Raw genomic sequence first — 25,187 nt, 5'->3', positions numbered from 1 at the left:
TAATTGTTATGATGTGTGACATGAAGCTATTTTCGTAGCTATTGTAGAGTATCCTAAATCTAAATAAAGCCTTCTCAATAAAAATAGAATGCAATTTATCTTAATGTTGTAAACTTGCAGATTTTTGGAGAAATGCAGAGTTTGTTGCAACTTAGGTTTGCAATGAATATCTATACTTTAGCCTCATTTTTTATCATTGTTTACATATCTTCTCTGAATGCAATGTTTATTGCATTTTCTATTGGTTAGATATAAATTGTCAGAAAACAGAGAGTTCCTGTGGCGAATTAATTAACAAATCTAATTAGTTCAGAGGATGAACTATGGAATGGAGACTAATCAAGAAATCAGGGGAGAATTGTTTAGTAGAACCAAACCTACCGAACTATGAAGAAACTCGCCATACTTTTTCTTGGAGTTTAGTTGATGATGAACTCAAAGGCTGGAAGGAGGGTCAAGGGTTAAACATTGCTGAGATCGCGATTGACCGCCATGCCGAAAGTTCGCGAGTTCACTATGTGGCGTTGCGTTTTCTGGCTCAAGATTGGACAGTCAAAGAGTTTACCTATGGGGAACTTAAAGCCCAAACCAATCGTTTTGCCAACGTACTGCAAAAGCTAGGCATTGTTAAAGGCGATCGCGTCTTTGTTTTAGCCGGAAGAATCCCATCTTTATATATTGCAGCCCTTGGTACGTTAAAAAATGCCAGCGTTTTTTGCCCCCTGTTTTCGGCGTTTGGGCCAGAACCAGTTTATCAGCGTATGGATCGGGGTGATGCTAAGGTATTGGTTACTACCACATTGCTCTACAAGCAGAAAATTGAGCAATTGCGATCGCGTTTGCCCAAATTACAACATATCCTGCTGACCGATGCAGAAGCAGATATGGGCGAGGGAATTTGGTCACTTCCCCAACTCATTGCAGAAGCCTCCGACGAGTTCACTACTGTATCCACCGATGCAGAGGATATGGCGTTGTTGCACTTCACAAGTGGGACAACCGGAATGCCCAAAGGTGCGATTCACGTCCACAAAGCTGTTTACGCTCACTACATTACAGCCAAATACGTCCTTGACCTTCATCCCGATGATATCTTTTGGTGTACCGCCGATCCGGGATGGGTGACAGGCACTTCCTATGGCATCATTGCCCCTCTCACCCACGGTGTAACTAGCATCATTGATGAAGCAGAGTTCGATGCCGATCGCTGGTATCGCATTCTGGAAACTCAAAAAGTCAATGTCTGGTACACCGCTCCCACAGCCATTCGCCGCTTGATGCGGGTAGATATAGAACCTAGAAAACAGTATGACTTGAGCCATTTGCGGCTGATTCACAGTGTCGGAGAACCCCTAAATCCAGAAGCAGTTGTGTGGGGTGAGGAAAAGCTAGGTTTACCCATCCATGACAATTGGTGGCAAACCGAAACAGGCGGAATCATGATTGCCAATTATGCCACGATGGATATCCGTCCTGGCTCAATGGGTCGTCCCATTCCCGGTATTGAGGCCGCGATCGTGCGGCGACATGAGGATGGCACGGTAGAGGTGATAAACAAACCAGGGATGGATGGAGACTTAGCCCTAAAATCTGGCTTTCCTTCCATGTTTCGCGGCTATCTCCACGACGAAGAACGCTACCGCAAATGCTTTGTCGGAGATTGGTATATTACTGGCGATTTAGCTACCCGTGATGAAGACGGTTATTTTTGGTTTGTCGGGCGAGAGGACGACATTATTAAAACCTCCGGTCACATGGTCGGCCCCTTTGAAGTCGAAAGTGCTTTGATGGAACACCCAGCCGTCGCCGAAGCAGGTGTGATTGGTAAGCCCAATCCGATGATTGGGGAATTAGTCAAAGCCTTTGTATCATTGAAACCCGGTCAGCAGCCTAGCGAAGCCCTCAAACTCGAACTCATTGGTTTTGCGCGGCAGAAATTAGGCGCAGCGATCGCTCCCAAGGAAATTGCCTTTCAAGACAACCTACCCAAAACTCGCAGTGGCAAGATTATGCGGCGCTTGCTGAAGGCGCGGGAGTTAGGTTTACCGGAAGGTGACTTGTCAACATTGGAGACAAACTAATGAAGAAAAAAACTGTTGTAGAGCCAGAAGTTGCTGCTGTTGAGCAGAAACACTACCATCATTTACTCCATCAAATGCTGCGGATTCGTCGCTTTGAAGACAAGTGTGCAGAACTGTACGGAGTCATGAAAATCCGGGGCTTCTTGCACCTATACAACGGTGAGGAAGCAGTTGCAGTCGGGGTGATGCAGGTATTGCGACCAGAGGATGCGATCGTTGCTACCTATCGTGAACATGGTCAAGCCTTAGTCCGGGGTATACCGATGACTACCGTAATGGCGGAGATGTTTGGCAAGCAAGAAGGCTGTTGTCGCGGTCGGGGTGGTTCAATGCATCTATTCGACAAGGAAAAACGCTTTTATGGAGGTAATGCCATTGTCGGTGGTGGTTTACCTCTGGCGGTAGGATTGGCGTTGGCAGACAAAAAACTAGGCAGACCACAAGTAATCTGTTGTTTTTTGGGCGACGGCGCAGTAGCTGAAGGTGAATTTCACGAATCATTGAATTTGGCTGCACTGTGGCAAGTTCCCGTTTTATTTGTCTGTGAAAACAATCAGTATGCAATGGGTACTGCCTTGAAGTACTCCCACTCAGTCACAAATCTTGCCCAAAAAGCTAACAATTACGGTATCGATAACGCTGCTGTCGATGGGATGGACATTTTAGCAGTTGAGGAAGCTGCTCAAAAAGCTGTCGCTGCGGTGCGGGAGGAAGGCAAACCATTCTTCTTAGAATGTATTACCTATCGCTTCCGCGCCCATTCCATGTTTGATGCCGAACTATATCGGGATAAAGCCGAAGTGGAACTGTGGAAGCAACGCTGTCCCATCGAGACATTTGCCAAGCGATTACAGGAACAGGGACTACTCAGCGATACGGAATGGGAAGCAATGGAACAGAACGTGGCACGAGAAATCGAGAATGCGATCGCCTTTGCAGAAGCAGGTACTTGGGAACCCATCGCGGAGTTAACCCGCTTTGTTTACTCTGAGGGAGGTATGGAAACATGACAAATCAAATGGTTCATACCACCTATCGAGAAGCCGTCCGCGAAGCACTCCGCGAGGCAATCCGCAAAGATGAGCGAGTTTTTTTGATGGGTGAAGATGTGGGGCGCTATGGTGGTGCTTTTGGGGTCAGTAAGGGACTGCTGCAAGAGTTTGGTGCAGAACGAATTATGGACACGCCGCTATGTGAGTCAGGCTTTACTGGAGCAGGGATTGGGGCGGCACTGGGTGGTATGCGCCCCATTGTCGAGGTGATGACAGTCAACTTTAGCTTGCTAGCTGCTGACCAAATTCTCAATACCGCAGCCACCTATCTACACATGTCTGGTGGTATGTTCAACGTGCCTCTAGTGATTCGCATGGGGACGGGTGGGGGTAAGCAGTTAGCAGCACAGCACTCCCGCAGTTTGGAAGGTTGGTATGCTCATATTCCCGGCATTAAGATACTCACACCTGCGGTGTTAGAAGATGCGCGGGGGATGCTTTGGACTGCACTCGCAGACCCAGATCCAGTGCTAATTTTTGAGAACACTATTTTATACAATATGGATGGAGAAATAGCAGCAGATGCCGGAGCCGTTGATATTGACCATGCCTGCATCCGGCGCATAGGTAGTGATGTAACTATCATCACTTACAGTGCCAGCTTATTTAAGGCTCTAGAAGCAGCCCAAACCCTATCACAAGAGGGAATTGAAGCAGAGGTCATCGATTTACGCACCCTTCGCCCTCTGGATAATGAAACTTTTTTAACATCGATTGCCAAGACTAACCGAGCCGTAATTGTCGATGAAGGCTGGCGTAGTGGTAGCATCTCTGCGGAGATTAGCGCCCGCATTATGGAACGTGCCTTTTATGACCTGGATGCACCAGTTGAGCGGATTTGTGCGGCAGAGGTTCCAATGCCCTACGCCAACCATTTAGAGCAAGCTGCGATACCACAGGCTGATGATATTGCCAAGACAGTGAGGAGGATGGTGAGGAGAAATGGCTGATTTTTGTATGCCCAGTCTCGGTGCTGATATGCGGACAGGCACTTTAGTGGAATGGAAAGTCAAACCAGGCGATCGCCTGAAGCGGGGCGACATCATCGCAGATGTGGAAACAGATAAGGGCATCATGGAGATTGAAGTCTTTGAAGATATCATCGTTGATGAGCTTCTGACTGAACCCAACACAGAAGTTCCCGTGGGAACGGTGATGGCTAAGATTCACCCCCAAGCAGTTACAGAAGCAGAAGTTGTTACCGCAGGACTAACAACTGAAAGCAAACAGCCCCCCATCCAGCCAATAGAAGAAACTCCCATCGTACCAACAGTAGCTAAAGAAGCAGAGAAACGGCTGCGTGTCTCACCTCTAGCCCGGAGGTTAGCTGATGAGCTTGGTGTTGATTTAAGTGATGTTCGCTCCCATGCCTCCGATGGTATCATTCAGCGAGTGGACGTAGAACAAGCGGCTGCGGCTTTGCAGACTAAAGCAGCCAAGCCAGCAATAGAGAAGCCAGTTGAGGTAGAAATAGCACCGATTGTCGCTAAACCAACAACAACAGTCGATTTTCAAGTTGGGATGCGTCGAGCGATCGCGGCTGCCATGTCGCTTTCTAACCGGGATATTCCTCACTATTATCTAGAAACCCGCATTGATATGAGTCATCCCCTGCAATGGTTAGAAGCGGAAAATCAAAAGCGGTCAATTAAAGAACGTATATTACCAATAGTTTTACTGATAAAAGCCACGGCGAAAGCCCTGATAGAAGTACCAGAACTTAACGGCTACTGGATTGACGACCACCTCCAGTTACAAGAAGCCATCCACATTGGCTTTGCCATTTCCCTCCGTCAAGGAGGTTTAGTGACACCAGCCATCCACCATGCCGACCTCAAAAATTTGGATGAATTAATGACAGCCATGCGCGACTTAATCGAGCGGACGCGCGGTGGTCGTCTCCGCAGTTCGGAAATGTCTGATGCAACTATCACCCTCACAAATTTAGGTGATATGGGTGTGGAAAAGGTCTTTGGCGTAATTTATCCCCCGCAGGTAGCCTTAGTCGGATTCGGCAAAATTTCCGAGCAACCTTGGGCAGAACGTGGGATGCTCGATGTTCGCCCAGTCCTGACGGCAACCTTAGCAGGAGACCATCGCGCTACAGATGGGATAGTAGGCGCGAGATTTTTGCAAGCACTGAATACTCATCTACAAGCTGTTGAGAAATTGTAAACACATCTATCACTAATCAAAAATTCAATCATGACTCCAACTTCAACTCAAACCCAAATCAAACAGACTATTTTGAATATCTTGAGCAAAATTGCACCGGAAGCCGATTTAGGAAATTTGCAAGCAGATGAAGATATCCGAGCAAAATTTGATATTGACTCCTATGATTTTCTCAATTTGATGATCGGGCTAAATGAGGCTTTTGGTGTCGAGATTCCAGAAGCTGATTATGGCAAGCTTGTAACTCTCACAGATATAATTCGCTATATTTCAACCTCTGCTGACTAACAGGATTTTGGCAGCATCGTAACTTTGACAAATAGATATGGTTTACTCACATTTTCCTCACATTGTTGTTTTATTTTGAGAGTAAAGCTAATACCAATTTAAATAGGGTTTTTCACTAAATAGCAGTTAGTGCGAATTTCTCCGGTAATTCTCTGTTATATCCATCAGTCAGAAAAATTATATGTCTGAAAACGATATAAAACAGATAAATTCTGAACAGTTGCTTGCTCAAGCTACCCAACCTGCGATTGATGCTATGCGTCTGCATCGGCTTTATCGTGGCAAAATCCAGACGGCTTTGCGTTGCCCAATCAATAACTTGAATGACTTTGCCATTTGCAATTGTTGCGACTGGACGTTCCGACTTCCCCAATCAAGTGAACAATTCCTTAGTTTTTCCAGGTCTTTTCCGTGGCACATTGGATGTTCGCGCCAAGACAATTACAGACGAGATGTGTTGGGTAGCCGCTAATGTCCTTGCTGATATAGCTGTTCAAACCGGAATCAACCCTGAGTACATCTTGCCGACTATGGACGAATGGGAAGTAGTTGCTCATGTTGCAGCTGCCGTAGGAGTGAAGGCGGTTTCCCAAGGTATTGCCCAAATTCCATTAACTTATGAACAAGAACATCAGCAAGCATTGGAGATTATTCAGAACTCGCGGGAAATGACAAAATTGCTCGTGGAAGCTGGGCTTGTTCCTTCTTTGTAAGGGAAAAAATTATTAGTAAAATACTTTAATTTAAACAAATAAAACCCTGAAGATTCAGAATTATGTCTCTCAATTCTTGTTAAAATAGAATTAAAGTAAAGCTTGTGCATAACTATCACAAACAGGCTGACGATAACGCTACAGACAAAAGTTGGGAGGTTTAAGTTATGTTAAAGAATATATCTAGAAATCCACCCCAAAAATCTACCTTATCTGTAGAACAACTCATTCCCGATCCTTGGGAAACGCCAAGTCCGAGAGTTGAGGCTAAATCTGTTCCTGATACTTGGCTAATACCAACAGTAACTCATCCTCTATTTTATCCATTAGGAATTCCAGAATCTAGAAGATTACCTCCAGCATTTAACCCCATCAAAGTATTATTACAAGATGAAATGAAACTAAAAGTTGTTGGGGAAAAACTCAAAACCCAAATGGATCAAGCTCTAGGTTTATTGTGTTGGGTGGAAGATTAATGGGAGTAGGTATTTAACCTAAACTAATTGCGAGACAATATGATGAGTGAGTAAGAACAGCAAATCAGCTTTGCTGAAACTTTAAAATTTTTGCCGAGCTTAGGGCAGAATAGGTCACTTCTAATACTCTAGGAATGATGCTGTGGTTTTGAAAATTTTATTCCGTCAAATTCCTCATATTTTTTCTTAACTTGAGAATCAGGCATATAAATATCTGCTATGGTTGCTCAAGTTTTTTTACTTAAGAATTGATGAATAAGAAGGGGAAAGGGGGAAAGGGGAAGGGGGAAAGGAACCCCTACTTAAAAGTATGGGGTTTCAAATATGGATGCCGTGTTTTTTCTTGCTACGCATCTCAAAACACATTTCTTTCTTCCTCTTGAAAGAGGAGGCTTTAAACCGATGGGGAAAAGGTTTTGTATTCATCCCTTTACCCTTTACCCCTTAACCTTTTCCCCTTCTCGGTAAATTTTCACTTCATAAGCTCCTGGCACGACACTATTATACTATTCGCGTCAAATTGAAAAAATTATCGGTATCAAAGTCGATTGTAGTGAGAGCTGATTCGTAAAGAGAATCTTAAGGATATCCCATTGATTGGCTCAAATTTCTGAAACTCTTACGAATCAAAGACTTTACTCTAGTTTACAAATTATTTATGAAAGTAGATGTGCTTCCCTTGGAAAATATACTCCTTTAGAAGGATATCTTTAGAGGGACGTAAAGTATTTTTTTATGTTTATAAATCAGCTATGAGTACAGTTTGATAGATAAATTTATATGTCTATTCAGCAACTGCAAGAATTCCTCAACAGCCATCAAATCAAATACACAAATATCCATTATTCACCTGCCCATACATTGCGGGAATTGACAAGGTATAAACATTCATTAGGAACGAATTTAATTGAAAACTTATTAGTAGAAATTGATGGCACAAAAACAGCCATGATTCTTGCACCAGCTAGTCTAAGAATCAATATAAACTCTCTCCAGGAAGTTTTAGGTACAAACAATATTAGAGTACTTAATCAGCAAGAATTTGAAAATCTGATTCCTAATTGTGAATTTGGTACCCTTCCTCCCTATGGGGAACTTTACGATATGGAGGTTTTTTGGCTTGGAGAATTAGCTCAAAACCCAGAAGTAGCTTTTTACGCCTATTCTAATGCTGATCTGCTACTCATGAACTATAGGGATTTTAAAAAACTTCTAAATCCTCGGAATCAAATAGTAGTTTTAACTCGGCCGAAGTACAAAGTAGAAATTGAAGAAGTTATACCAGAATCTGCAAAACAAAAACTTAAAAATTATGAACATTGTTTTTTAGGTGTAAGTTTAGAAAGTGAGCAGTTCTCAACAACAAGATTGCTAGCAATGGCAGATTGGATTAGTAAACATTTTAAAAAATGCACAATTTTTGTTGGCGATAGCATACATCGAATTACTCTGCAAATAAATCAAGGTTTAAACGAATATCAGGCACGTAATAAGGCACTGATTCTTGGAAGAGAGTACATCTATAATGCTGGTTATGTTTTTGAAGGTTATGCCGCTAATTATGATTATGATGTCATCTTTTGTTCAGATATTCAAAAAACAGAAGATTATTTTAAATATCATGAGCAATTACATAAAGCTGTTAAAGATGATATAAAAATTTCTAATTTGTTTAAATTGTATGCTAGAGAATTTGTACTTCACCATTTTGAAAGTAATACTGAAAATTTTGAGCTTTATGTAGAAATGTCTAGTAGATATTTGCTCGAAGAAATTGCGATTGCCGCCTGTCTGGTTAAATATGATTTATCAATCATGATTTATCCAGGTTCTTTAGGGATTTTTAAGGAAATTGCTTTAGGGCATTATCCAGGTATACCTGATTGTCTACAAAATATTATTTATGTTTATTTACGTCTTAAAGGGCGATAATTCTGCTATTGTAGAATGCCTAATTGTCGCAGCAAGCTATAGATGAGATTAACAAAATCTCAATGAGCCTAACCTTTAGCAGGAATAATATTTATGAGAAGACTATTCATACATCCTGAACGGATAGGTGATGAGAGTGAAAATTATGACTATCATCTAACTAATTGTGACAGAGTTAATAGTAACTCCTCACATCCTACTGCGTGCATTCTGTTGATTGGTGGAGGGGAAGAAAATACACCCGGAGAAGATGCCGCTACTCGATGGTTTCTTAACAATGCAGATAGGGGAGATTATTTAGTGCTTCGTTTTGGTGAAATTGGCTCACAAGCTGATTGGATCTGTGATAATTATCAAAAATTTGTCAGTTCCTCTGCTGAACTTGCTATCAATCACCGAAAAGCAGCAAATAATCCTAGAGTTATCCAATACATCCGTGATGCAGAAGCCTTATTTATAGCTGGTGGCGATCAAAATAAATATGAAGATCATTGGGAAGGTTCATCTGTAGAAGAAGCAATTGATTACTTAGTTAATCACAAAAAAGTTCCCATTGGTGGAACAAGCGCGGGTATGGCTATTCTGGGAGATTATTATTATGTACCTGCTCATGAAAGTGTACTGAGTTCAGAAATTTTAAATAATCCTTTTCATCCCAATACGAAGGATATTTATTTCAGTGATTTTATTAAAATTCCTATTCTCAAAAATGTAATTACTGACACTCATTTAGACAGAGTTGATAATGATAACCCTGAAACTAGATATGGCAGAATTTTTGGCTTTTTAGCGAGAGTGGTGCATGAAAATAACAATCAACTGCCGTTTTTTGCCATTGGTTTAGAAGAAGGAGCATTTGTTGTGATCGATAACCAAGGAATTGCGAAAGTATTTGGTAATGGTAGAGGTAAAGGAGAAGATGCCTATTTTCTCCAAACTAATGGTGCAGCACCAGAACAAATTCAACCTGATTTACCGTTAATTTGGAATCATAACGGACAAGCTGTAAAAGTCTATAAAATCTCAGGAGATCCTGAAGGAAGCGGACACTTTGACCTCAATAATTGGTCAACTGCTGCTGGTGGAACTTGGGAATACTGGTTTACTACTGGGGGAATGTCAGGTTTCACACGAAACCCAATTCGTTCTTGATAAGTGTGTGGTATCAGAAACTTACAAGGAATCATTTACACTCTTCCTAAAGACATAAATGATTCTTTTTGTAATATTCTTTGGGAATATATATTTTTTTTCAAAAACTATATCCGTTGGCTGATAAGTTAATCTAGTTATTTTTTAGTATTTAGGAATACCTTATCAATGAATAGTGTGGCTTTAGCCAACGAGTATCTCAAATACCTAGTTTTATCTTTATTTCAATATAGATGTATATAAATATCCCATTAAAGTTAAGACTGCTTTTAGCAAGGTATTGGATAAAGATAAAATACAGCCTCAATTTTAGATATATGTAAGATGGATAAGAAATTAACAATTGTTTTCCTGTCCATAGTATTAGTAAGTTTACTATTTTTCTCATTATTTGCTGTAAATCAGAATAAACAACCTTTATTTTCGTCAAGCTACTTATCAGTTAACCAAACTATTGAACAGGTAAAAGACCAATATGAATCTGATTTACTGAGTATTAATGGTGTCGTAGGTGTGGGAATTAGTAAATGTGAAAATAAACCTTGCATAAAAGTGTATTTAGAAAATGAATCTCCGAATTTAAAAAATCAAATACCAAAGCAATTGGATGGATTCAAAGTAGATACACAAGTGACAGGAGCTATTCAAGCACAGCCTCAATAATAAAAAGCATTTTATCTCTGTAAATAGGAGATGGTGATGAACCAAGTTAATACCGTCAAACAAAATCATGAAGAACAACTGATGAGACTACCCAACGTTACAGGCGTTGGTATTGGTGAGAAGAAAGGAAAGACAGTGATTAAGGTTTTTGTCACCCAAAAAATTCCCGAATCTCACTTGCAGCCTCAAGAAGTTGTGCCGAAGTTTATAGAAGGGTGTGAGACAGATGTTGAAGAAATTGGGACTGTAACAGCACAAATTTAAGCAAATCAACGGGAGATTTGATATGAAATTAGATGAAAATAAGATGATACTGTCTCAACAGTACACAGCAGAGGTACAAACAGCTCACAGAGCCGCCGTAGAAGAATTTATGAAGCCAGGGCAGCTACGACCCAATGTTGTTGGTTTGGGAGTGGGCGTAAAATGGCGGAATGGAGAACCTACAGGTGAGCCAGCATTATTGACATTAGTAACTCACAAGATACCAAGAGATGAGTTGAGTAGGGCTGATCTCATACCATCGAGATTGGCAGATATGCAAACTGATGTTTTGGAAATCGGTTATCCTTTTGCGGGAGTGGGAGAATTACGCCAAAAACCCACACAGGTAAGAACCGAGTTAATACAACCTACTAATGGTGCAACTGGAACTTACCGTGTTACGGAAAGGATGGAGATACCAGAGATGGGGGTTGAGTTGCTGGCTAAACGCGCCCGCCCAGCTGAAGGAGGCTACAGCGTTGGACATTACAAGATTACCGCAGGGACTATTGCTACTTGCGTGTACGATATTTTGCCAGGAGGTTCTACTAATCCGCCTGTGCATGGTGTAGGTACTCCACCCCGTTACTATATTCTCAGCAATAATCACGTTTTGGCTAACAGCAACGATGCTGCGGTGGGAGATCCTATATTGCAACCAGGCCCCTTTGATGGCGGAAACGCTTCCACAGATGTTATCGCTCGTCTGAACCGATTTGTACCGATTGACTTTGAACCAACAATTCCTAGAGAACAGCACCGCAACCTTGTAGATGCTGCGATCGCAGAAGCAGCATTCCATGATATTGATCGGGAAATCTACTGGTTGGGTTATGTACGAGGCTGGCGACGCAAGCAGGATGTAACTGTGGGAATGCCTGTGTTTAAAACTGGACGCACCACCAACTTTACAAGCGGTAGAATTACAGCCATTAGTGCTACCGTCGATGTCGGCTATGGTAACGGTAGAACAGCCCGCTTCAAGGATCAAATTATTACCACTAATATTTCTGCTGGTGGTGATTCTGGTTCATTGGTTGCGACTTTGGTAAATAACGTTCCGGCGGCTGTAGGATTACTATTTGCTGGCTCGTCAGTAGCAACTATTGTTAATCAAATCGAGAATGTGCGATCGCTCCTGCGGGTAGAAATTGCAGAACAGATGCTCTAGAAGTTTGTCTGAGTCCATTAGTAGTCTGCTAACGTGATATGAGTTAGACGACTGGAACAACCCCTTCTCCAAACCTCTCCTTGTAAGGAGAGGTTTGGAGAACTCAAGTTAAGTTAACCAAAAATTCTCGCTTGTGAACTGGAGAAAAGTTCAAGTTGACTTATTTTTTTCTCCAAAATAAAAACCTAATGCTGCTCCAATTAAACCGACTTCAGAGGTAAGTATTAAGGTTAAAAAATCTTTTGCACGATTGTCATTATCTTTTTTATCAATCCCAGCATTGATAAATGGATTTATGAAAACAAAAATCAATGAGGACAAAATAGTAACTCCAAATATAGCCATTAATGAATATGCTAACCATTTACGAACATACTCTCGTTCTTGTGGGTCGCCTGGGGTAAGAGAAGGTTTAGGATATTCGCCTACTTGTGGTTCTGGTTCGCCTGGGGTAAGAGAAGGTTTAGGATATTCGCCAGAGGTAAAAGGAGGTTTAGTCATAACAATAGCATTGGAAATAAGTTCAGTTTCAGATGTAACTAATTCATGTTCTACTTTACGCTGTCCCATATTTGCAGACGACATCTATATAGCTTGACTTGTAACTGGAATATTTTTAAAATTTATTTTTTATGGATAATAAAAAATAATATCAATAATGCTGACTTCTCTCATCTCTAAATCTTAATTCTGTTATTGTTCTATCATCTTCAAGTAAAAGCTTTGTATTTGAATCTTGAAGCTTTTGCCATAGATAAATTTCCGTGGCAATTGCCTGTAATACTACTGTTAATATGTCAGTTTGTCGTTCTTGAGCAATTCTTGCTAATTGTCTAACTAGATCAGGGTGAAGATTTCTCGATTGCCCATCTACATCTAATTTAAGTGTTGTAGGTAAATTTTGTTGCATCATATTTGTTTTATGAAAAATTTTTATGAAAAATATATTCAATTATTAATCCAAGTTGCAGTTTATAAGTGGTTGCTTGCGTCACACTCCTACATAAATAGCAACTTGGGTTAATCGATGATTATAATTTTTATCCCTGATGATCATAATTTTTATCCCTAGTTAACTTTTAGCCTTTTCATTGTAATAGCTGCCCAAGTAGCAAGAATATGAAGAAAGTGTGTTTCCTGACTGGAAAATTCATAATGTCGTCGATAATTAATAAATATAACTCCACAAACAACACCCTCATCTAAGTCTTTCTTCTGAGTTTTATTAACTTCTATTAGACTTGGTTTTGGTTCTTTTAACTGAGTTGTTATTATTTGCCATGCACTTTTTACTGAATTAACTAATAAATTTTCTGGAATATCTGCACGTACTCGAAATTCATTTTCTAATTTAGATTGCTTCAGCAACAAGCCAACTACAGATTTAATATCCTCTCTAATAGAGAAATTTGAATCTTTAAATATCTCTTCTTCTGATGATTGAGGATCATAGACATCTAGGTACGGAATATAAACACTTTTTCCTTTGTTTATCAGTCGATATGGTACTTCATCTTCATTAATATCTTTAGATGATAATTTTTCATTCTTGAGTTTTCCTGCGCTAGATGGTAGTGATAAAAGTTTTTTGTTTTGTTCATCATATTCGTAGATAGTAACAATGTCTGCACCGAGAATATTCTGAATAATAGCAGCCAGATGTTGCAATAGTTCTTTCCTATCTGTCACATAAGAAAGATATGCCGTCAATGAGTGTAGAGCAATTAATTGATGTGTATTTTGACGCAGCTTTAAATATGATACAGCGTGTTTAATAGCATTAATTGCTGTAATATTAAAAGATTCCAACAACCGCTTTTCATCAATAGTAAATTGATGCTCATCTCTAAAATGAATATACAAAACTCCTTGTTGATGATCAGCAAACAATGGCAAAGCCGCTATAGATTTTATTCCTTCTGCATATAGCTCTGAATTAAAATATTTTAGTTCTTGAAGATTATGTCTTTGAACAGGATCTGGTATCAACTGAACTCTTTTTTCATTGATTGCTTGTTGTCCAATTCCATTTTTGCGAGGCAAACATGATTGAATTATGTGACGACCAGTACGACCTGCAAAAACTCCATAAAGAAAATTTATATATTCTGAGTCAGATTGTTGTACTTTTCTGTCATTTGGTATTTTTAGAAAATGTAGGCTGGCTGAGTCAGCATTCACAAGTGATATTGCACTTTGTGCAATAGTTTCTAATAAATAAGAAAATCTGGTCTGGAGAATTTCTAAAGCCTTACTGCAAACAAATTTGGTTAATTGAATCGCTTGTTGAGGCTCAATAGCTTGACCGTGATTACGGTCTTTATAGACTACCTCTACTGTACCAATTACTTCTAATTCCAAATCTTTAGGCAAACTGGGTGGTTCAATAATAGTATGCTGTCCCTTACTTTTGTCACTGTTGTCATTTCCCTTAAACCAATCTTCGTTGAAATCCGTTTCATGCCATTTCCTTGAATAATGCCAATTGTAATTTTCAAACAAATTTTTTTGTATTTTTCCTTCTATATCTCTACATATAAAAATAGGTGTAAAAATACGGACTAAATTTTGATGGTTATAGCGTTCATATACCCATTCATCAAAGCGTGAGTCCCATCCAGCAATAATCTCAGTTTTATGACTGAAAAAAATATCTGCTTGAATATCTCGCAAGTCTGGATCTTCTTCTAAATAGTGTTTAGCTATACCAGCCCACTCACTTCCAATTACCGTCTCAATTGTTCTTTCCCAAGAACTAACTAACTGTATTGCTACAACATCAAAGTTTTGTGATGATTGAATTTCTTGAGAAATTTGATGAAGGATTTCTTCCTGATTGGCTATTTTAGAGGTAATATTCTCTATTTCTATACCAGCATTGAGAATATTTTCGTTATGTCGCTGGACATTGCCTACTGCATCAACAATTTTGGTAATAGCAACATCTACCTGGTTTCCAATTGCACGGATAGCTCCCACCTGTTCTATTATTTCTAATTCTGTTTTTTCACGATGAATGACCATAATAGCCTCCGTAATGACCTAAAAATAAATTTTTGCCGACAACAAATAAACCATTAAGTAAATATCAAATCTAATAAATTGTATGGTTTCATCAAACTTTTGGATGAGATAATAATATTTATTTTATTTCTAAAAGCAGATGAAAACCTTAAGTACAAGATAAAATACCTGAAAAGTTTAAGTCCCAAACAATTCCTCACATATTCCTCACATTTTGTTGATAACCTCAAAGTAGAGTCCATGTTCCAAACAGCAAGGTGGCAAAAGTTAAGCCACTGCGTTTATCGATTAAACTCCAAGAGAAATCGAGAGTATTGGAGGGAAAGTATGCTCAACTTTGTGCGTCGCAGTCAAATTATCGGTTGCATAGCAATAGATGGCTCAACGGCTGATTTTGTTGGTGAGTTAGAAGAAGTCTGGCTAGATGATTCTGGACGTATTGCTTATTTTTCGGGTGGGGAAACTTATTTACCAGTAGAAGGAATTGCTGGGGTAGGCATGGGTGCAGTGTCAGTTTATTATCCCCCAGTGATTGACACTCCAGAAAATCTTCGGTGCTTGCATGAAATTAAGATTGAATCTACGCTAGGTGAAACCCTTGGCTGGGTGGAAGATTTTTTATTTGATTGGCAAACAGGAGAAATCGCTGCTTACATTGTGGCTGGAGAAATTGCGACTCCTTTTGGTGGCAGAGCAGTGCTTTATCCTGAAGATGTCGAGGAAATTACTACCGATAAAGTAATTATCCGTGAAGATGTTCAAAACCAACTTAGGGGGGAGTCAGAAGGATTGAAGGGTTTTTTCAGTGAGAAATCACAACAGGTACAACATCTGGTACATATAATAGGCGATCGCCTAGATCATCTGATTTCCCCCGGCGATAAACCAGAAGTTGTCCGCGTCAAAATCAAGGAAGTCAGCGACGAAGTGGCAGCTTCTACTAATCATCCTCATCACGCCTTGCAGGAAGCTACGGAGTTTTTGCAAGAGCAATGGCATAGTTTACAGCAAAGTATTGCCCGTGCAGGAGAGCGTGCAAAAGCGTCTCTAGATGCCGCCTGGAAGCAAATCCACCAAATCAAGTCTTGATTATGGACAATTTCATCCTCTTTGCTGGCACAGCTAACTCTGATTTAGCTGCCGCAGTTGCCCAGAAACTCAATATTCCCTTGGGTAAATCTCTAGTTGAACGCTTTCCAGATGGTGAGTTAAATGTGCGGTTACTGGAATCGGTACGCCAAAAGGCTGTGTTTATCCTCCAGTCCACTGCACCACCGGTTAATGACCATCTAGTAGAACTTTTAGCCTTTGCAGATGCTTGTCGTCGGGCGGCGGCTAGTCGAATTACAGCGATTATTCCTTACTTTGGCTACGCCCGTGCAGATAAACGTCATGGACGACGGGAACCAATCACCGCCAGTATGGTAGCTGAAGTATTACAGGCTGTCGGGGTAAATCATGTTGTCACACTAGATTTACACACACTGCAAATTGAAGGTTTCTTTCGCATTCCTGTAGACAGTCTGACGGCTGTACCCATTTTTTGCGAAGCTATACGCCATTACTTACCGCCTAATTTCGTAGTTGTATCGCCAGACACGGGGCGCGTACAGATGGCTACTCAATATGCCCAAAAACTTGATAATTCTGTAGTCGTGCTACACAAACACCGTACCAGTGGCACAGAAACAGAGGTGACTCGTGTTGTCGGGGATGTAAAGGGTTGTGCCTGCTTAATTATCGATGACATGATTTCCACTGGCGGCACTCTTGCTAAAAGTATTGAAGCCTTACTCAAAGCCGAAGCACGTCCAGAAATAATTATTGCTGCTACTCATGGGTTGTTTGTCAAGGAAGCGCGGGCTAAGTTAAGTCATCCCAGCGTTAAGGCGATTTTTGTTACCGACAGTGTGACTCCCAAAGAAACCGACTGGCAGCAATTAAAAATTGTCTCGATCGCACCTTTAATTGCTACTACTATTCAACGATTTAAAACTGATGGTTCAATTAGTGATTTGTTTTAGAGGTATAAAAATATGTGGCAAAAGTTCCGTAATCGGACGGAAGCTGGGAAACTGTTAGCTGCTCGGTTAACAGAGTATGCCAATCGTTCAGATGTTTTAGTATTAGGGCTTCCTCGTGGCGGTGTACCTGTAGCATTTGAAGTAGCAAGGACACTAGATGCACCATTGGATGTTTGCTTAGTGCGGAAACTTGGTGTACCTGGACACAAGGAACTGGCGATGGGTGCGATCGCTACCGGAGGAGTACATGTATTGAATGAAAATGTTGTAGATTGGTTGCGGATTCCTCAAGCAACTATTGATGAAGTAGCAGCAATTGAAATGCGGGAATTAGAGCGTCGCAACCTAGCCTATCGGGGTAATCATCCGCTACCAAAAGTCAAAAATCATACGATTATTCTTGTAGATGACGGTATTGCTACGGGTGCAACTATTCGTGCAGCGATCGCAACATTGAAAAAACAACAACCCCGCGAACTGGTGGTTGCAGTTCCAGTCGCAGCAGCATCCACCTGTGAAGAACTGCAAGCAGAAGTGGATAAGGTTGTATGCGTGATGATCCCAGAAGATTTGTATGCGATCGGTATTTGGTACGAGAATTTTGAGCAAATAACCGACGCAGAGGTATGTGAACTTTTGACAAGACAAAAATTACTAGCAGCAAACGACTCGTAAATGGAGGTTGAGTCAATGGATAGGACATTAACACAGAACCCCCAAGAACATCTGGTGTCGGTGACAGCAGGTGAGGTACAGCTAGAGGGCAATTTGGTGATTCCCGATCATGCTACAGGCATAGTATTATTTGCTCATGGTAGTGGTAGCAGCCGTCACAGTCCGCGTAATCGCTATGTTGCTGAAGTCTTACAACAGGCGGGACTCGCAACTTTATTAATTGATTTGCTGACTCTGGAAGAAGAAGAAATTGACCTCCGAACAAGACATTTACGCTTTGATATTGCTTTGTTGGCATCGCGGTTAGTTGGGGCTACAGATTGGCTAGTACATAACCCAGATACCCGACACCTAAAAGTCGGTTACTTTGGTGCTAGTACAGGAGCCGGTGCAGCCCTGGTTGCCGCCGCAGAACGCCCAGAGGCGGTGCAGGCTATTGTCTCCCGTGGTGGACGACCAGATTTAGCTCTTTCAGCCTTACCTGATGTTAAAGCGCCAACATTGTTGATTGTTGGGGGTTACGATCTGCCAGTGATCGCAATGAACGAGGATGCACTAGAACAGTTGCGATCACCAAAACGCTTAGAGATTGTTCCCCAAGCCACCCATTTATTTGAAGAACCAGGTAAATTAGCCGCAGTAGCACGACTGGCAAGTGAATGGTTTACGTATTATCTCAGATAAGGGTGTAGGGCTTTAGCCTAGTTCTACAATCATCACTCATGGCTTATTCACAACCTACTTTTGCTAGAGTTCCCAATCCCCAATACTTAGCCACCAAAGTATCACAAAAATTTTTGTAAATCTTAGCGGGGGTATGTTAATCGTCTCAGATTATCCTTAAAAGCAAAGCTAGAGTTCTTCACCATAGCATGTAGAAACGATATGGATGTAGTCAAGCGTCGTATCGGTCTTGAGCAAGAGTTTTTTCTGGTAGATGAAGTTGGTCATCTGAGCGATCGCGCTGATGAATTTTTGCAGGGTTGTCACATCATGGCGCAAGCACAAGGTTTAAACCCAAATTACTTTGTGCCGGAATTCGTCAAGAGTATGGTGGAGATTAACACACCACCAGCCTACAGTGGCACAGAACTAGCAAGAGTTTATCTCATAAATCTGAAATTGGCGCTGGCTGTGGCGCGACAGATGAATTTACGCCTTTATCCTCTGTCTAGCTATCCCTTGCATATCATACCAGTGATGCGCGATCGCCCCAATTACCATATCCAAGCGCGGACTGTGGGCTATGATAAATTTCTGCACGCCGGGAAATGTACAGGCACACATCTGCATTTAGAAGTCCCACCTGGGGTAATTGATCCTCGCGTTGCAGTTTCTTACAACTCAACATCAGCCGAGCGAGAAGAACTACTAAATATCTACAATTTAGCTACAGCTTGTGACTCAGCCCTCATTGCTTTAACACGGGCTTGTCCATTTTATGAAGGACAAGCGATCGGACTAGCCGCCCATACAATTCGCTATCGGGGTAGTGAAACCTTTGGCTGGGAAGGAGTTTACACAAATTTACAATCTGTGGGCGGGCTTATGCCTTATGCCGAAAGTGTGGAGGATTTAGTTGAACAGCAATTTGCTCGTTACTATACTTGGTTGCAAGCGATGGAAAAAGCTGGGATTCCACCTCACCTGTTCTTAGAAGCAGGAGGAAGCTTACTCAAGTCTGCTTGGAATCCAGTTCGACTCAACAAACTCGGCACTGTAGAAATCAGATGTATAGATAGTAACTATCCTTCAGTGATTTTAGCTGTAATTGTGCTGCTTGAGAATGCAGCTTGTCGAGTCAGGCGTGAGAAGTTAACAGTGAGATCAGCTAAAGAAACACAGATATTTGAATTAGTAGGTAAATGTCTTTATGTCCCAGATTTCGCCTATCTAAATGGTGGATTACTCTATACTTCAGCTACAGAAGGAGTTAAAAATGCCAAAGTTAAGGCTTACGTCGATTCAATTTTGCAGTTTGCGATGAGAGACGCTGGCGAAGGAGCAAATTTTTTAGCAAAACTGAGCAAATATCTGGATTGCTATCAAACAATAGAAGCTGGAATATTGCAAGAATTTACTCCAACAACTGCTCAACTTTCATTAGATGCGGGTTTGCGTCTAGTGCGTGAGTGTTGTGACAAACTAGAAGCCCAAGTTGTATGGCTAGATACAGAAAATCCCCTTGCAGCATTGGACATTGACGAAGGATTGTTACTACAGCAGCATTAATAGAAAACTAAAATTTCACTAAAACTTAAGACTATGGACGTTAAAGAACTTCTAAATCGATATGCAGCAGGCGAAAGGAACTTCTACGGTATTGCCTTACCAAAAGCTGACCTTAGAGGTGTTAACTTAGGTGGTGTAGACTTTGGTAGAGCAGACCTAAGTGGCGCTAATCTCACAAAAGCATCCATGAGTGGTGCTAATTTGTGTCAAGCAAATCTTCAAGGCGCGAACCTTGAACACGCAAATTTATCAGAAGTGATTTTAAGTGGTGCAGATTTGTGTGAAGCTACTCTATCGACAGCTAACTTGAATGAATCAGACCTTAGCGGTGCATATCTTTGTGATGCAGACTTATGTAATGCAAGTTTGCATATGGCATCACTCAGTACAGCTAACTTGCAGCGTGTGAACCTCTGTGATGCCAAAATGAGTGGAGTCAGGATGTGGAAGGCGGATTTGAGAGAAGCTGACCTCACTGGTGCTGATTTAAGTGAGGCCAATTTGAGTGACGCAAACCTGACTGGGGCAAATTTAAATGCAACAGATATAAGTGAAGCCTTTTTAACTGGGACAATTATGCCTGACGGTACTATTCATAAATAGGGCATTGCTGAATCAAGGGATGATTCTTGTAGGGTGGGCCAGAAAGCCATTGGTGTCAAGTTAAGAAAAATAGAAACTTGTTAAGTGGGTAAAACTCAATGGTTAAACTCAACACCCTTATGTTGAGAATAGGCATGAGTAAGCCACGCAAAAAACAAGGAAATCCAGATTTTCGACATCGGGTAACTTGCCCAGCCCCAACAAGCCAAGAGATAGAATCAAGGTTGATTGAGCTATTAAGTAAGTCCAGGGACATTTGCCAATCTCAAAGATATAAAAGACAAAGAGCGGAATTTGCGTAGGCGCAGCCCGCCGTAGGCATCGCGAGTACTAACCCTACCCGTGATGGCAGCAATAGTATTGAGTTTAGTGTATAGACAAATACAGCATTTCACAGATGTGTTGCGCTGCCTAGAAGTTGAAGGATTATTGTGGGCAGAGGCAATATCTGTGAGTCGGCAAGCCCGATCTCAACGTTTGGAGAGCCTGCCATCAGACCTGTTTATCAAGCTGTTTGAGCAAGTAATAGAGCGTCTAGCAGCCAAGAAAAACAAAAATGAAGTTGCACCAATGTGGGTATCAGTAGCATCATCGTTCAATGCAGTATGGATTGTGGATGCCTCAACCTTAGAAGCAGTCAAAAAACATTTGGGACAACTTCAATAAAAAACAGGGGCAGTTATTAGGGGGAAAGATGCTGATGGTAGTGGAAGCATTTACTCATCGCCCAGTAGCAGCTTTTTTTGATGCTGATGCCAAACGCAATGAAACTAACTGGTGGCAAGAAATACAAGTGCGCTTACCAGTGGGTGGTTTACTGATTACAGATATGGGCTTCTATGGATTTGAGTGGTTTGATAGTCTAACACAGCAAGGAAAATATATTTTAACTAGACAAAAAGCCAAGGTGGGTTATCAGCTTGTGCGCTGCCTTTCTAGTGGTTCTCACTACAAAGACGAAATTATTCAAAGCGATTGAGGTTTTTGGGCAAAAGTTTGTGAATACAATTTTTATTTTTGACATATAGATAGAAGCAGACATTCCCAAACTAGCCTGGGTTGAGCGTAAGCAAGCAAGTATTTACGAGATTGTTCTAGCTGATTAATAATACTGGGTTGATGCCAACGCTGCCAGTAGAATTGCTGAAGATAATCAACTAACCACAGTTGGGCTTCTGTATCTAAATCCTTATCAATTTTCTTGGCTAACTCCAAGGCTTTGCGGTAGGAAGCAGGGGCTTTTTTCAAATCTTCGAGTAACTCCGGGGGAATAGTTTGTAATTGCTCGTAAGATGCGATCGCACTTCCCGCGCTGCCAGCTGCTATACTCAGCACTGCCTGATTTTGCAAAATTTCTTGATGATTTGTTTGTGTGAGTACAACAGCCAAAGACTGTGCATCTAAGCGATAAAAAGGAATGCGTTGACAGCGTGACACCAAAGTTGGCAAAACAGACTCAGGTGTAGGTGCAATTAAAATTAACGTCGCCTGTCCCGGTTCTTCCAAAGTTTTAAGTAAAGCATTAGCTGCGGCTTCTGCCATTGTTTGGGCTTCTTCCAGCACTACCACATTCCTTGGCGCTTCCAAGGGCGGACGACTTAAAAACTCGGTAATTTCCCGAATTTGCTCTAGCCGAATTACAGGTGGTGCTTTACGCTTAAGTCCTTTTTCAGCCGCTTCTAATGCCGTTAATCGTTGTCCCTGGTATTGGTAAGTCGGTTGCACCCACAACAAAGCTGGATGGTTCCCTTGACGCAAACGGTTTTGTAAAGCCGCAGTGACTCCCAACTCGCGAGAAAATAGCAATTCTATAAAGCACTTTGCCGCTAAACTTCTTCCTACACCATCTGGCCCCACAAATAGATATGCTGGAGCAACCCGGTTTTGTCTGACAGCCTGAGTCAGTAATTCTATGGCTTGCGGTTGTCCTACAAGTGCTGCAAATGGGTCAATAGTCATTAGTTAATTGTAGAGTGGCATTCTCACTTCTACAAGGATTTTGGGATACAAAGCAGTTCTCATAACTTGAAAGAAGCCTTTATACTATTTCACTTTAAAGTTGATACAAATATGCTGGTAGGGTAGAACAGCTGTGCTACCTTAAGGGGAATGGTATTACGTGTATAAATTCGATCAAAAAAATTCACATTTATATTCATATTTATAAAAATATAATATTGCTATTTATTGGCATTCAGATATTAAAAAACAATCTTTTTTGAGTTTATATACTTGTCTAGCAAGTATAATTTTAGTTAATTAAAATATTATTCAAACTTCATTAAGAAAAGCAAACATTGTCAAACAATATTTTCGGTTTTCGATAAGCTGGATAAATAAAGGATGAATAAAAAAAACTTAGATTATTAAATTATGTCCTGCTAACTATCTATAAGCTTTAACAAAGATTTCTAGCTAAGTTATGCAGCTAGTTTAAACATCCTTTATGGCATCTAAATGTTAGCTGAATTATTAGCTAAATCTTGTTATATTTAGCGATCCAGGAATTACTATTATCACCGAGAAAAATCCTTACACCTTATATCGAATGTCTCTTCTACCTGGTTTTTATTAGATAAAATCTACAAATCTAGGTAAAGATGCGCTGAGTATTTTGGCATTTCTAAAACTACAAGAACGGTGATAAAAAGTCATAACACCGAAATCAATAGAAATCAAAATTGCCAAAGGAGGCTGATATGGAAATCTTCGACTATGTGATTCTGGGAGCCGGACTAGGTGGACTTTCGACCGCAGCCTGTTTAACTCGACAAGGCTATCGGGTAGTAGTTCTAGAGCAACATTATTTACCTGGCGGATGCTGTCACACCTTTGATTACGGGGAATACCGTTTTTGTGCTGACGTGCATTACATCTCTCAATGTGGTTCTGGTCAGACTATAACTCAATTCCTCGACTATATTCATCAAAATGTGCCCTTTAATAGTCTCGATTCTGACTGCATTGATCGAGTCATCACACCAGAGGCGGATTTCAAAATTCCTTTGGGATGGGAGAATTTGCGATCGCGTTTACTCTCCACATTTCCAGAAGAAACTGGTGCGATTAACCATTACTGCAATGAAATTCAGCAACTTCACCAAGAAATTCGCAACCTAGTGCAGGAGGTACGCTGGTACGATCAAAAGTTGTCTGACTGGTTAAAACTACCAAAATATTTGAATTTATTTTGGAAGCGGAATTGGACACTGCAAGATTTGTATAACCATGTCGGATTATCGCCTAAACTGCAAGCAGTACTGGCGGGACAAAGTGGCGACTATGCACTACCACCGCAGGAAATTGCGCTACTCACCCACACTTCCTTAGTTTGGGACTACTCAGAAGGCGCTTATTATCCAAAACATCACTTCAAACACCTTGTTGACACCATTGCAGACGTAATTACCGCAGGTGGAGGTGTTATCAAGTACTCAACCCCGGTGAGCCATATTCAAGTTAGCAACCATAGTGTCCATAGTGTTCTTGCTGATGGTAATAGTTATCGCGCCAGCAAAGCTTATATCAGCGACCTCGACCCCAAATTAACAGTGGAGTTAATGCATGATATTACAGCTTTGAGTCAAAAGGAGCATCAACGCCTCACTAGTTACCAATACTCAGCCAGTGCTTTTAATATCTACCTGGGTTTAGATAGCCGCTTCGATCCTCAACGCTACGGCATTGGTAACTGGAATGTTTGGTATTATCCCACAGGCGATCTGAACAGAGAATATCAACAACAATTGGAAGGTGACTTTAGCCATCCGTGGATTTTCCTCTCTTGTCCAACGATGAAATCTAGCGAACCAGGGATGGGGCCAGAGGGACATCATGTATTAGAAATTGCTACTGTTTGTTCTTATGAACCATTTGAACATCTGTACAAAAACAACCCAAAAGCGTATAAAGTCAAAAAGCGAGAATTTTATCAGCAGATTATGGCAAGTGTGCGAGATTTTATTCCCGATGTAGACAAATATGCCCGGATGAAAGTTTACGGTACACCTACCACCAGCGAATTTTATCTGGGACAACCGCAAGGTAATATTTATGGTGCGAAATTAGTACCCAAACAGGTTGGTTTAAATCGTTTGGGATATACGACAGAGTTACCTAATCTCTTTTTGGTAGGGGCGAGTGCTGGGTATCCAAGTGTACCAGGTGTAATTGGCAATGGGATGGATGTTGTAGAACTGCTGACAGGACAATCGATATGGCACAAAGCAGCTGAAAGACCCCAGTCCTTAGTCGCAATTGGGTAAGGAATTGTAGCTTTGATAGAGCGATATCTGGCTATAAACCTCTATGTGTATAGGCTTGCAGTTGTGATGACTGAGAAGGGATAGCTTTTACTTTAGAAAAGGATGTTTGAAAAGTCTTCTTGTTGGTATCAAAAGTTCTAGATCCCCCTAAATCCCCCTTTCCAAGGGGGACTTTAATTTCAGTTCCCTTCTTTTTAAGGCTGCGGTGTACACACAAGTCGAATTACCCCCCTCAATCCCCCCTTGGAAAGGGGGGAAGCCGAAAATCTAGTTCCCTCCCCTTTACAAGGGGAGGGGGGAGCTATGCGGTTTCGTCAGATCCAGTAAAAAACAAGCGATCACTAAATCATTTTCCCAGTAGTATAAATTTATTTATACTTTTTAAGCAGTATTAACA

At 41.1% G+C, this 25,187-nt stretch carries 25 protein-coding genes; 21 read left to right on the top strand and 4 right to left on the bottom strand.

Annotation, left to right across the window (positions count from 1 at the left end):
- Nucleotides 1-323 precede the first annotated feature (323 nt).
- The 12 genes from acsA to H6G86_RS26015 all read left to right on the top strand — a co-directional run bounded on the left by acsA (nucleotide 324) and on the right by H6G86_RS26015 (nucleotide 11,967).
- Nucleotides 324-2,081: an acetate--CoA ligase gene (gene acsA / locus H6G86_RS26070; protein ID WP_190936746.1), complete on the top strand. Its 1,758-nt coding sequence runs from the start codon at nucleotides 324-326 to the stop codon at nucleotides 2,079-2,081.
- Entirely contained in the window at nucleotides 2,081-3,091 is a 1,011-nt protein-coding gene (pdhA, locus tag H6G86_RS26065; RefSeq protein ID WP_190936745.1) for a pyruvate dehydrogenase (acetyl-transferring) E1 component subunit alpha, read from the top strand. Before acsA ends, pdhA begins: the two co-directional genes overlap by 1 nt.
- Entirely contained in the window at nucleotides 3,088-4,083 is a 996-nt protein-coding gene (locus H6G86_RS26060) for an alpha-ketoacid dehydrogenase subunit beta (protein WP_190936744.1), read from the top strand. Before pdhA ends, H6G86_RS26060 begins: the two co-directional genes overlap by 4 nt.
- Entirely contained in the window at nucleotides 4,076-5,308 is a 1,233-nt protein-coding gene (locus tag H6G86_RS26055; RefSeq protein WP_190936743.1) for a dihydrolipoamide acetyltransferase family protein, read from the top strand. The genes H6G86_RS26060 and H6G86_RS26055 overlap by 8 nt, the downstream gene beginning before the upstream one ends.
- Nucleotides 5,309-5,338: 30 nt before the next feature.
- Nucleotides 5,339-5,596 (top strand): acyl carrier protein, encoded by a 258-nt coding sequence (locus H6G86_RS26050; RefSeq protein WP_190936742.1) that lies wholly within the window; start codon nucleotides 5,339-5,341, stop codon nucleotides 5,594-5,596.
- Nucleotides 5,597-5,919: 323 nt separating this feature from the next.
- Nucleotides 5,920-6,309, top strand: a complete 390-nt coding sequence (locus H6G86_RS26045) for a malic enzyme-like NAD(P)-binding protein (protein WP_190936741.1) — start codon at nucleotides 5,920-5,922, stop codon at nucleotides 6,307-6,309.
- Nucleotides 6,310-6,476: 167 nt separating this feature from the next.
- Entirely contained in the window at nucleotides 6,477-6,785 is a 309-nt protein-coding gene (locus H6G86_RS26040; protein WP_190936740.1) for a hypothetical protein, read from the top strand.
- Between the two features lie 780 nt (nucleotides 6,786-7,565).
- Nucleotides 7,566-8,717, top strand: coding sequence for a tRNA-dependent cyclodipeptide synthase (locus H6G86_RS26035; RefSeq protein WP_190936739.1), 1,152 nt, complete (start codon nucleotides 7,566-7,568; stop codon nucleotides 8,715-8,717).
- A gap of 93 nt (nucleotides 8,718-8,810) precedes the next feature.
- Nucleotides 8,811-9,869: a cyanophycinase gene (locus H6G86_RS26030; RefSeq protein ID WP_190936738.1), complete on the top strand. Its 1,059-nt coding sequence runs from the start codon at nucleotides 8,811-8,813 to the stop codon at nucleotides 9,867-9,869.
- A gap of 324 nt (nucleotides 9,870-10,193) precedes the next feature.
- A complete protein-coding gene (locus H6G86_RS38235) occupies nucleotides 10,194-10,532 on the top strand; it encodes a hypothetical protein (protein WP_199338427.1) in 339 nt (112 codons plus the stop codon).
- Between the two features lie 36 nt (nucleotides 10,533-10,568).
- Nucleotides 10,569-10,796: a hypothetical protein gene (locus H6G86_RS26020; RefSeq protein WP_190936737.1), complete on the top strand. Its 228-nt coding sequence runs from the start codon at nucleotides 10,569-10,571 to the stop codon at nucleotides 10,794-10,796.
- Nucleotides 10,797-10,818: 22 nt separating this feature from the next.
- The gene (locus H6G86_RS26015) at nucleotides 10,819-11,967 is read left to right on the top strand and encodes a chymotrypsin family serine protease (RefSeq protein ID WP_190936736.1); all 1,149 of its coding nucleotides are present in this window, start codon (nucleotides 10,819-10,821) and stop codon (nucleotides 11,965-11,967) included.
- A 150-nt stretch (nucleotides 11,968-12,117) separates the two neighbouring features.
- Here H6G86_RS26015 and H6G86_RS26010 read toward each other — a convergent pair whose 3' ends face one another.
- The 3 genes from H6G86_RS26010 to H6G86_RS26000 all read right to left on the bottom strand — a co-directional run bounded on the left by H6G86_RS26010 (nucleotide 12,118) and on the right by H6G86_RS26000 (nucleotide 14,991).
- Nucleotides 12,118-12,537, bottom strand: a complete 420-nt coding sequence (locus tag H6G86_RS26010) for a hypothetical protein (protein ID WP_190936735.1) — start codon at nucleotides 12,535-12,537, stop codon at nucleotides 12,118-12,120.
- Nucleotides 12,538-12,619: 82 nt separating this feature from the next.
- A complete protein-coding gene (locus tag H6G86_RS26005; RefSeq protein WP_190936734.1) occupies nucleotides 12,620-12,880 on the bottom strand; it encodes a hypothetical protein in 261 nt (86 codons plus the stop codon).
- A 155-nt stretch (nucleotides 12,881-13,035) separates the two neighbouring features.
- On the bottom strand, nucleotides 13,036-14,991 hold the full coding sequence (locus H6G86_RS26000; protein WP_190936733.1) for a GAF domain-containing protein: 1,956 nt from the start codon (nucleotides 14,989-14,991) through the stop codon (nucleotides 13,036-13,038).
- Between the two features lie 327 nt (nucleotides 14,992-15,318).
- Here H6G86_RS26000 and H6G86_RS25995 point away from each other — a divergent pair, with 327 nt between their 5' ends.
- From H6G86_RS25995 to H6G86_RS38905, 8 genes are all read left to right on the top strand, one after another.
- Nucleotides 15,319-16,080, top strand: a complete 762-nt coding sequence (locus tag H6G86_RS25995; protein WP_190936732.1) for a PRC-barrel domain-containing protein — start codon at nucleotides 15,319-15,321, stop codon at nucleotides 16,078-16,080.
- Nucleotides 16,081-16,082: 2 nt separating this feature from the next.
- On the top strand, nucleotides 16,083-17,015 hold the full coding sequence (locus H6G86_RS25990) for a ribose-phosphate diphosphokinase (protein WP_190936731.1): 933 nt from the start codon (nucleotides 16,083-16,085) through the stop codon (nucleotides 17,013-17,015).
- A gap of 12 nt (nucleotides 17,016-17,027) precedes the next feature.
- Nucleotides 17,028-17,690 carry a phosphoribosyltransferase gene (locus H6G86_RS25985; protein ID WP_190936730.1) on the top strand — a complete coding sequence of 221 codons (663 nt, stop codon included), beginning with the start codon at nucleotides 17,028-17,030 and terminating at the stop codon, nucleotides 17,688-17,690.
- 15 nt (nucleotides 17,691-17,705) lie between these two features.
- Nucleotides 17,706-18,374: a dienelactone hydrolase family protein gene (locus tag H6G86_RS25980; protein WP_190936729.1), complete on the top strand. Its 669-nt coding sequence runs from the start codon at nucleotides 17,706-17,708 to the stop codon at nucleotides 18,372-18,374.
- Nucleotides 18,375-18,575: 201 nt separating this feature from the next.
- Nucleotides 18,576-19,922 (top strand): glutamate-cysteine ligase family protein, encoded by a 1,347-nt coding sequence (locus H6G86_RS25975; protein WP_190936728.1) that lies wholly within the window; start codon nucleotides 18,576-18,578, stop codon nucleotides 19,920-19,922.
- 33 nt (nucleotides 19,923-19,955) lie between these two features.
- Nucleotides 19,956-20,525, top strand: coding sequence for a pentapeptide repeat-containing protein (locus tag H6G86_RS25970; RefSeq protein ID WP_190936727.1), 570 nt, complete (start codon nucleotides 19,956-19,958; stop codon nucleotides 20,523-20,525).
- 345 nt (nucleotides 20,526-20,870) lie between these two features.
- Entirely contained in the window at nucleotides 20,871-21,191 is a 321-nt protein-coding gene (locus H6G86_RS38910; RefSeq protein WP_242064979.1) for a hypothetical protein, read from the top strand.
- Between the two features lie 28 nt (nucleotides 21,192-21,219).
- On the top strand, nucleotides 21,220-21,504 hold the full coding sequence (locus tag H6G86_RS38905) for a hypothetical protein (protein ID WP_242064978.1): 285 nt from the start codon (nucleotides 21,220-21,222) through the stop codon (nucleotides 21,502-21,504).
- 32 nt (nucleotides 21,505-21,536) lie between these two features.
- Here the strand turns inward: H6G86_RS38905 and H6G86_RS25960 are convergent, their stop codons facing one another.
- A complete protein-coding gene (locus tag H6G86_RS25960; RefSeq protein WP_190936726.1) occupies nucleotides 21,537-22,484 on the bottom strand; it encodes a DNA polymerase III subunit delta' in 948 nt (315 codons plus the stop codon).
- Nucleotides 22,485-23,224: 740 nt separating this feature from the next.
- On the opposite strand from H6G86_RS25960, the gene H6G86_RS25955 reads away from it, so the two are divergent.
- Entirely contained in the window at nucleotides 23,225-24,790 is a 1,566-nt protein-coding gene (locus H6G86_RS25955; protein ID WP_190936725.1) for a phytoene desaturase family protein, read from the top strand.
- Nucleotides 24,791-25,187: the final 397 nt, after the last annotated feature.

It is taken from the genome of Nostoc sp. FACHB-133, assembly GCF_014698055.1.
GTDB lineage: Bacteria > Cyanobacteriota > Cyanobacteriia > Cyanobacteriales > Nostocaceae > Nostoc.
The sequence above is the reverse complement of the archived record's forward strand: the minus strand, read 5'-3'. Positions and strand labels throughout refer to the sequence as shown.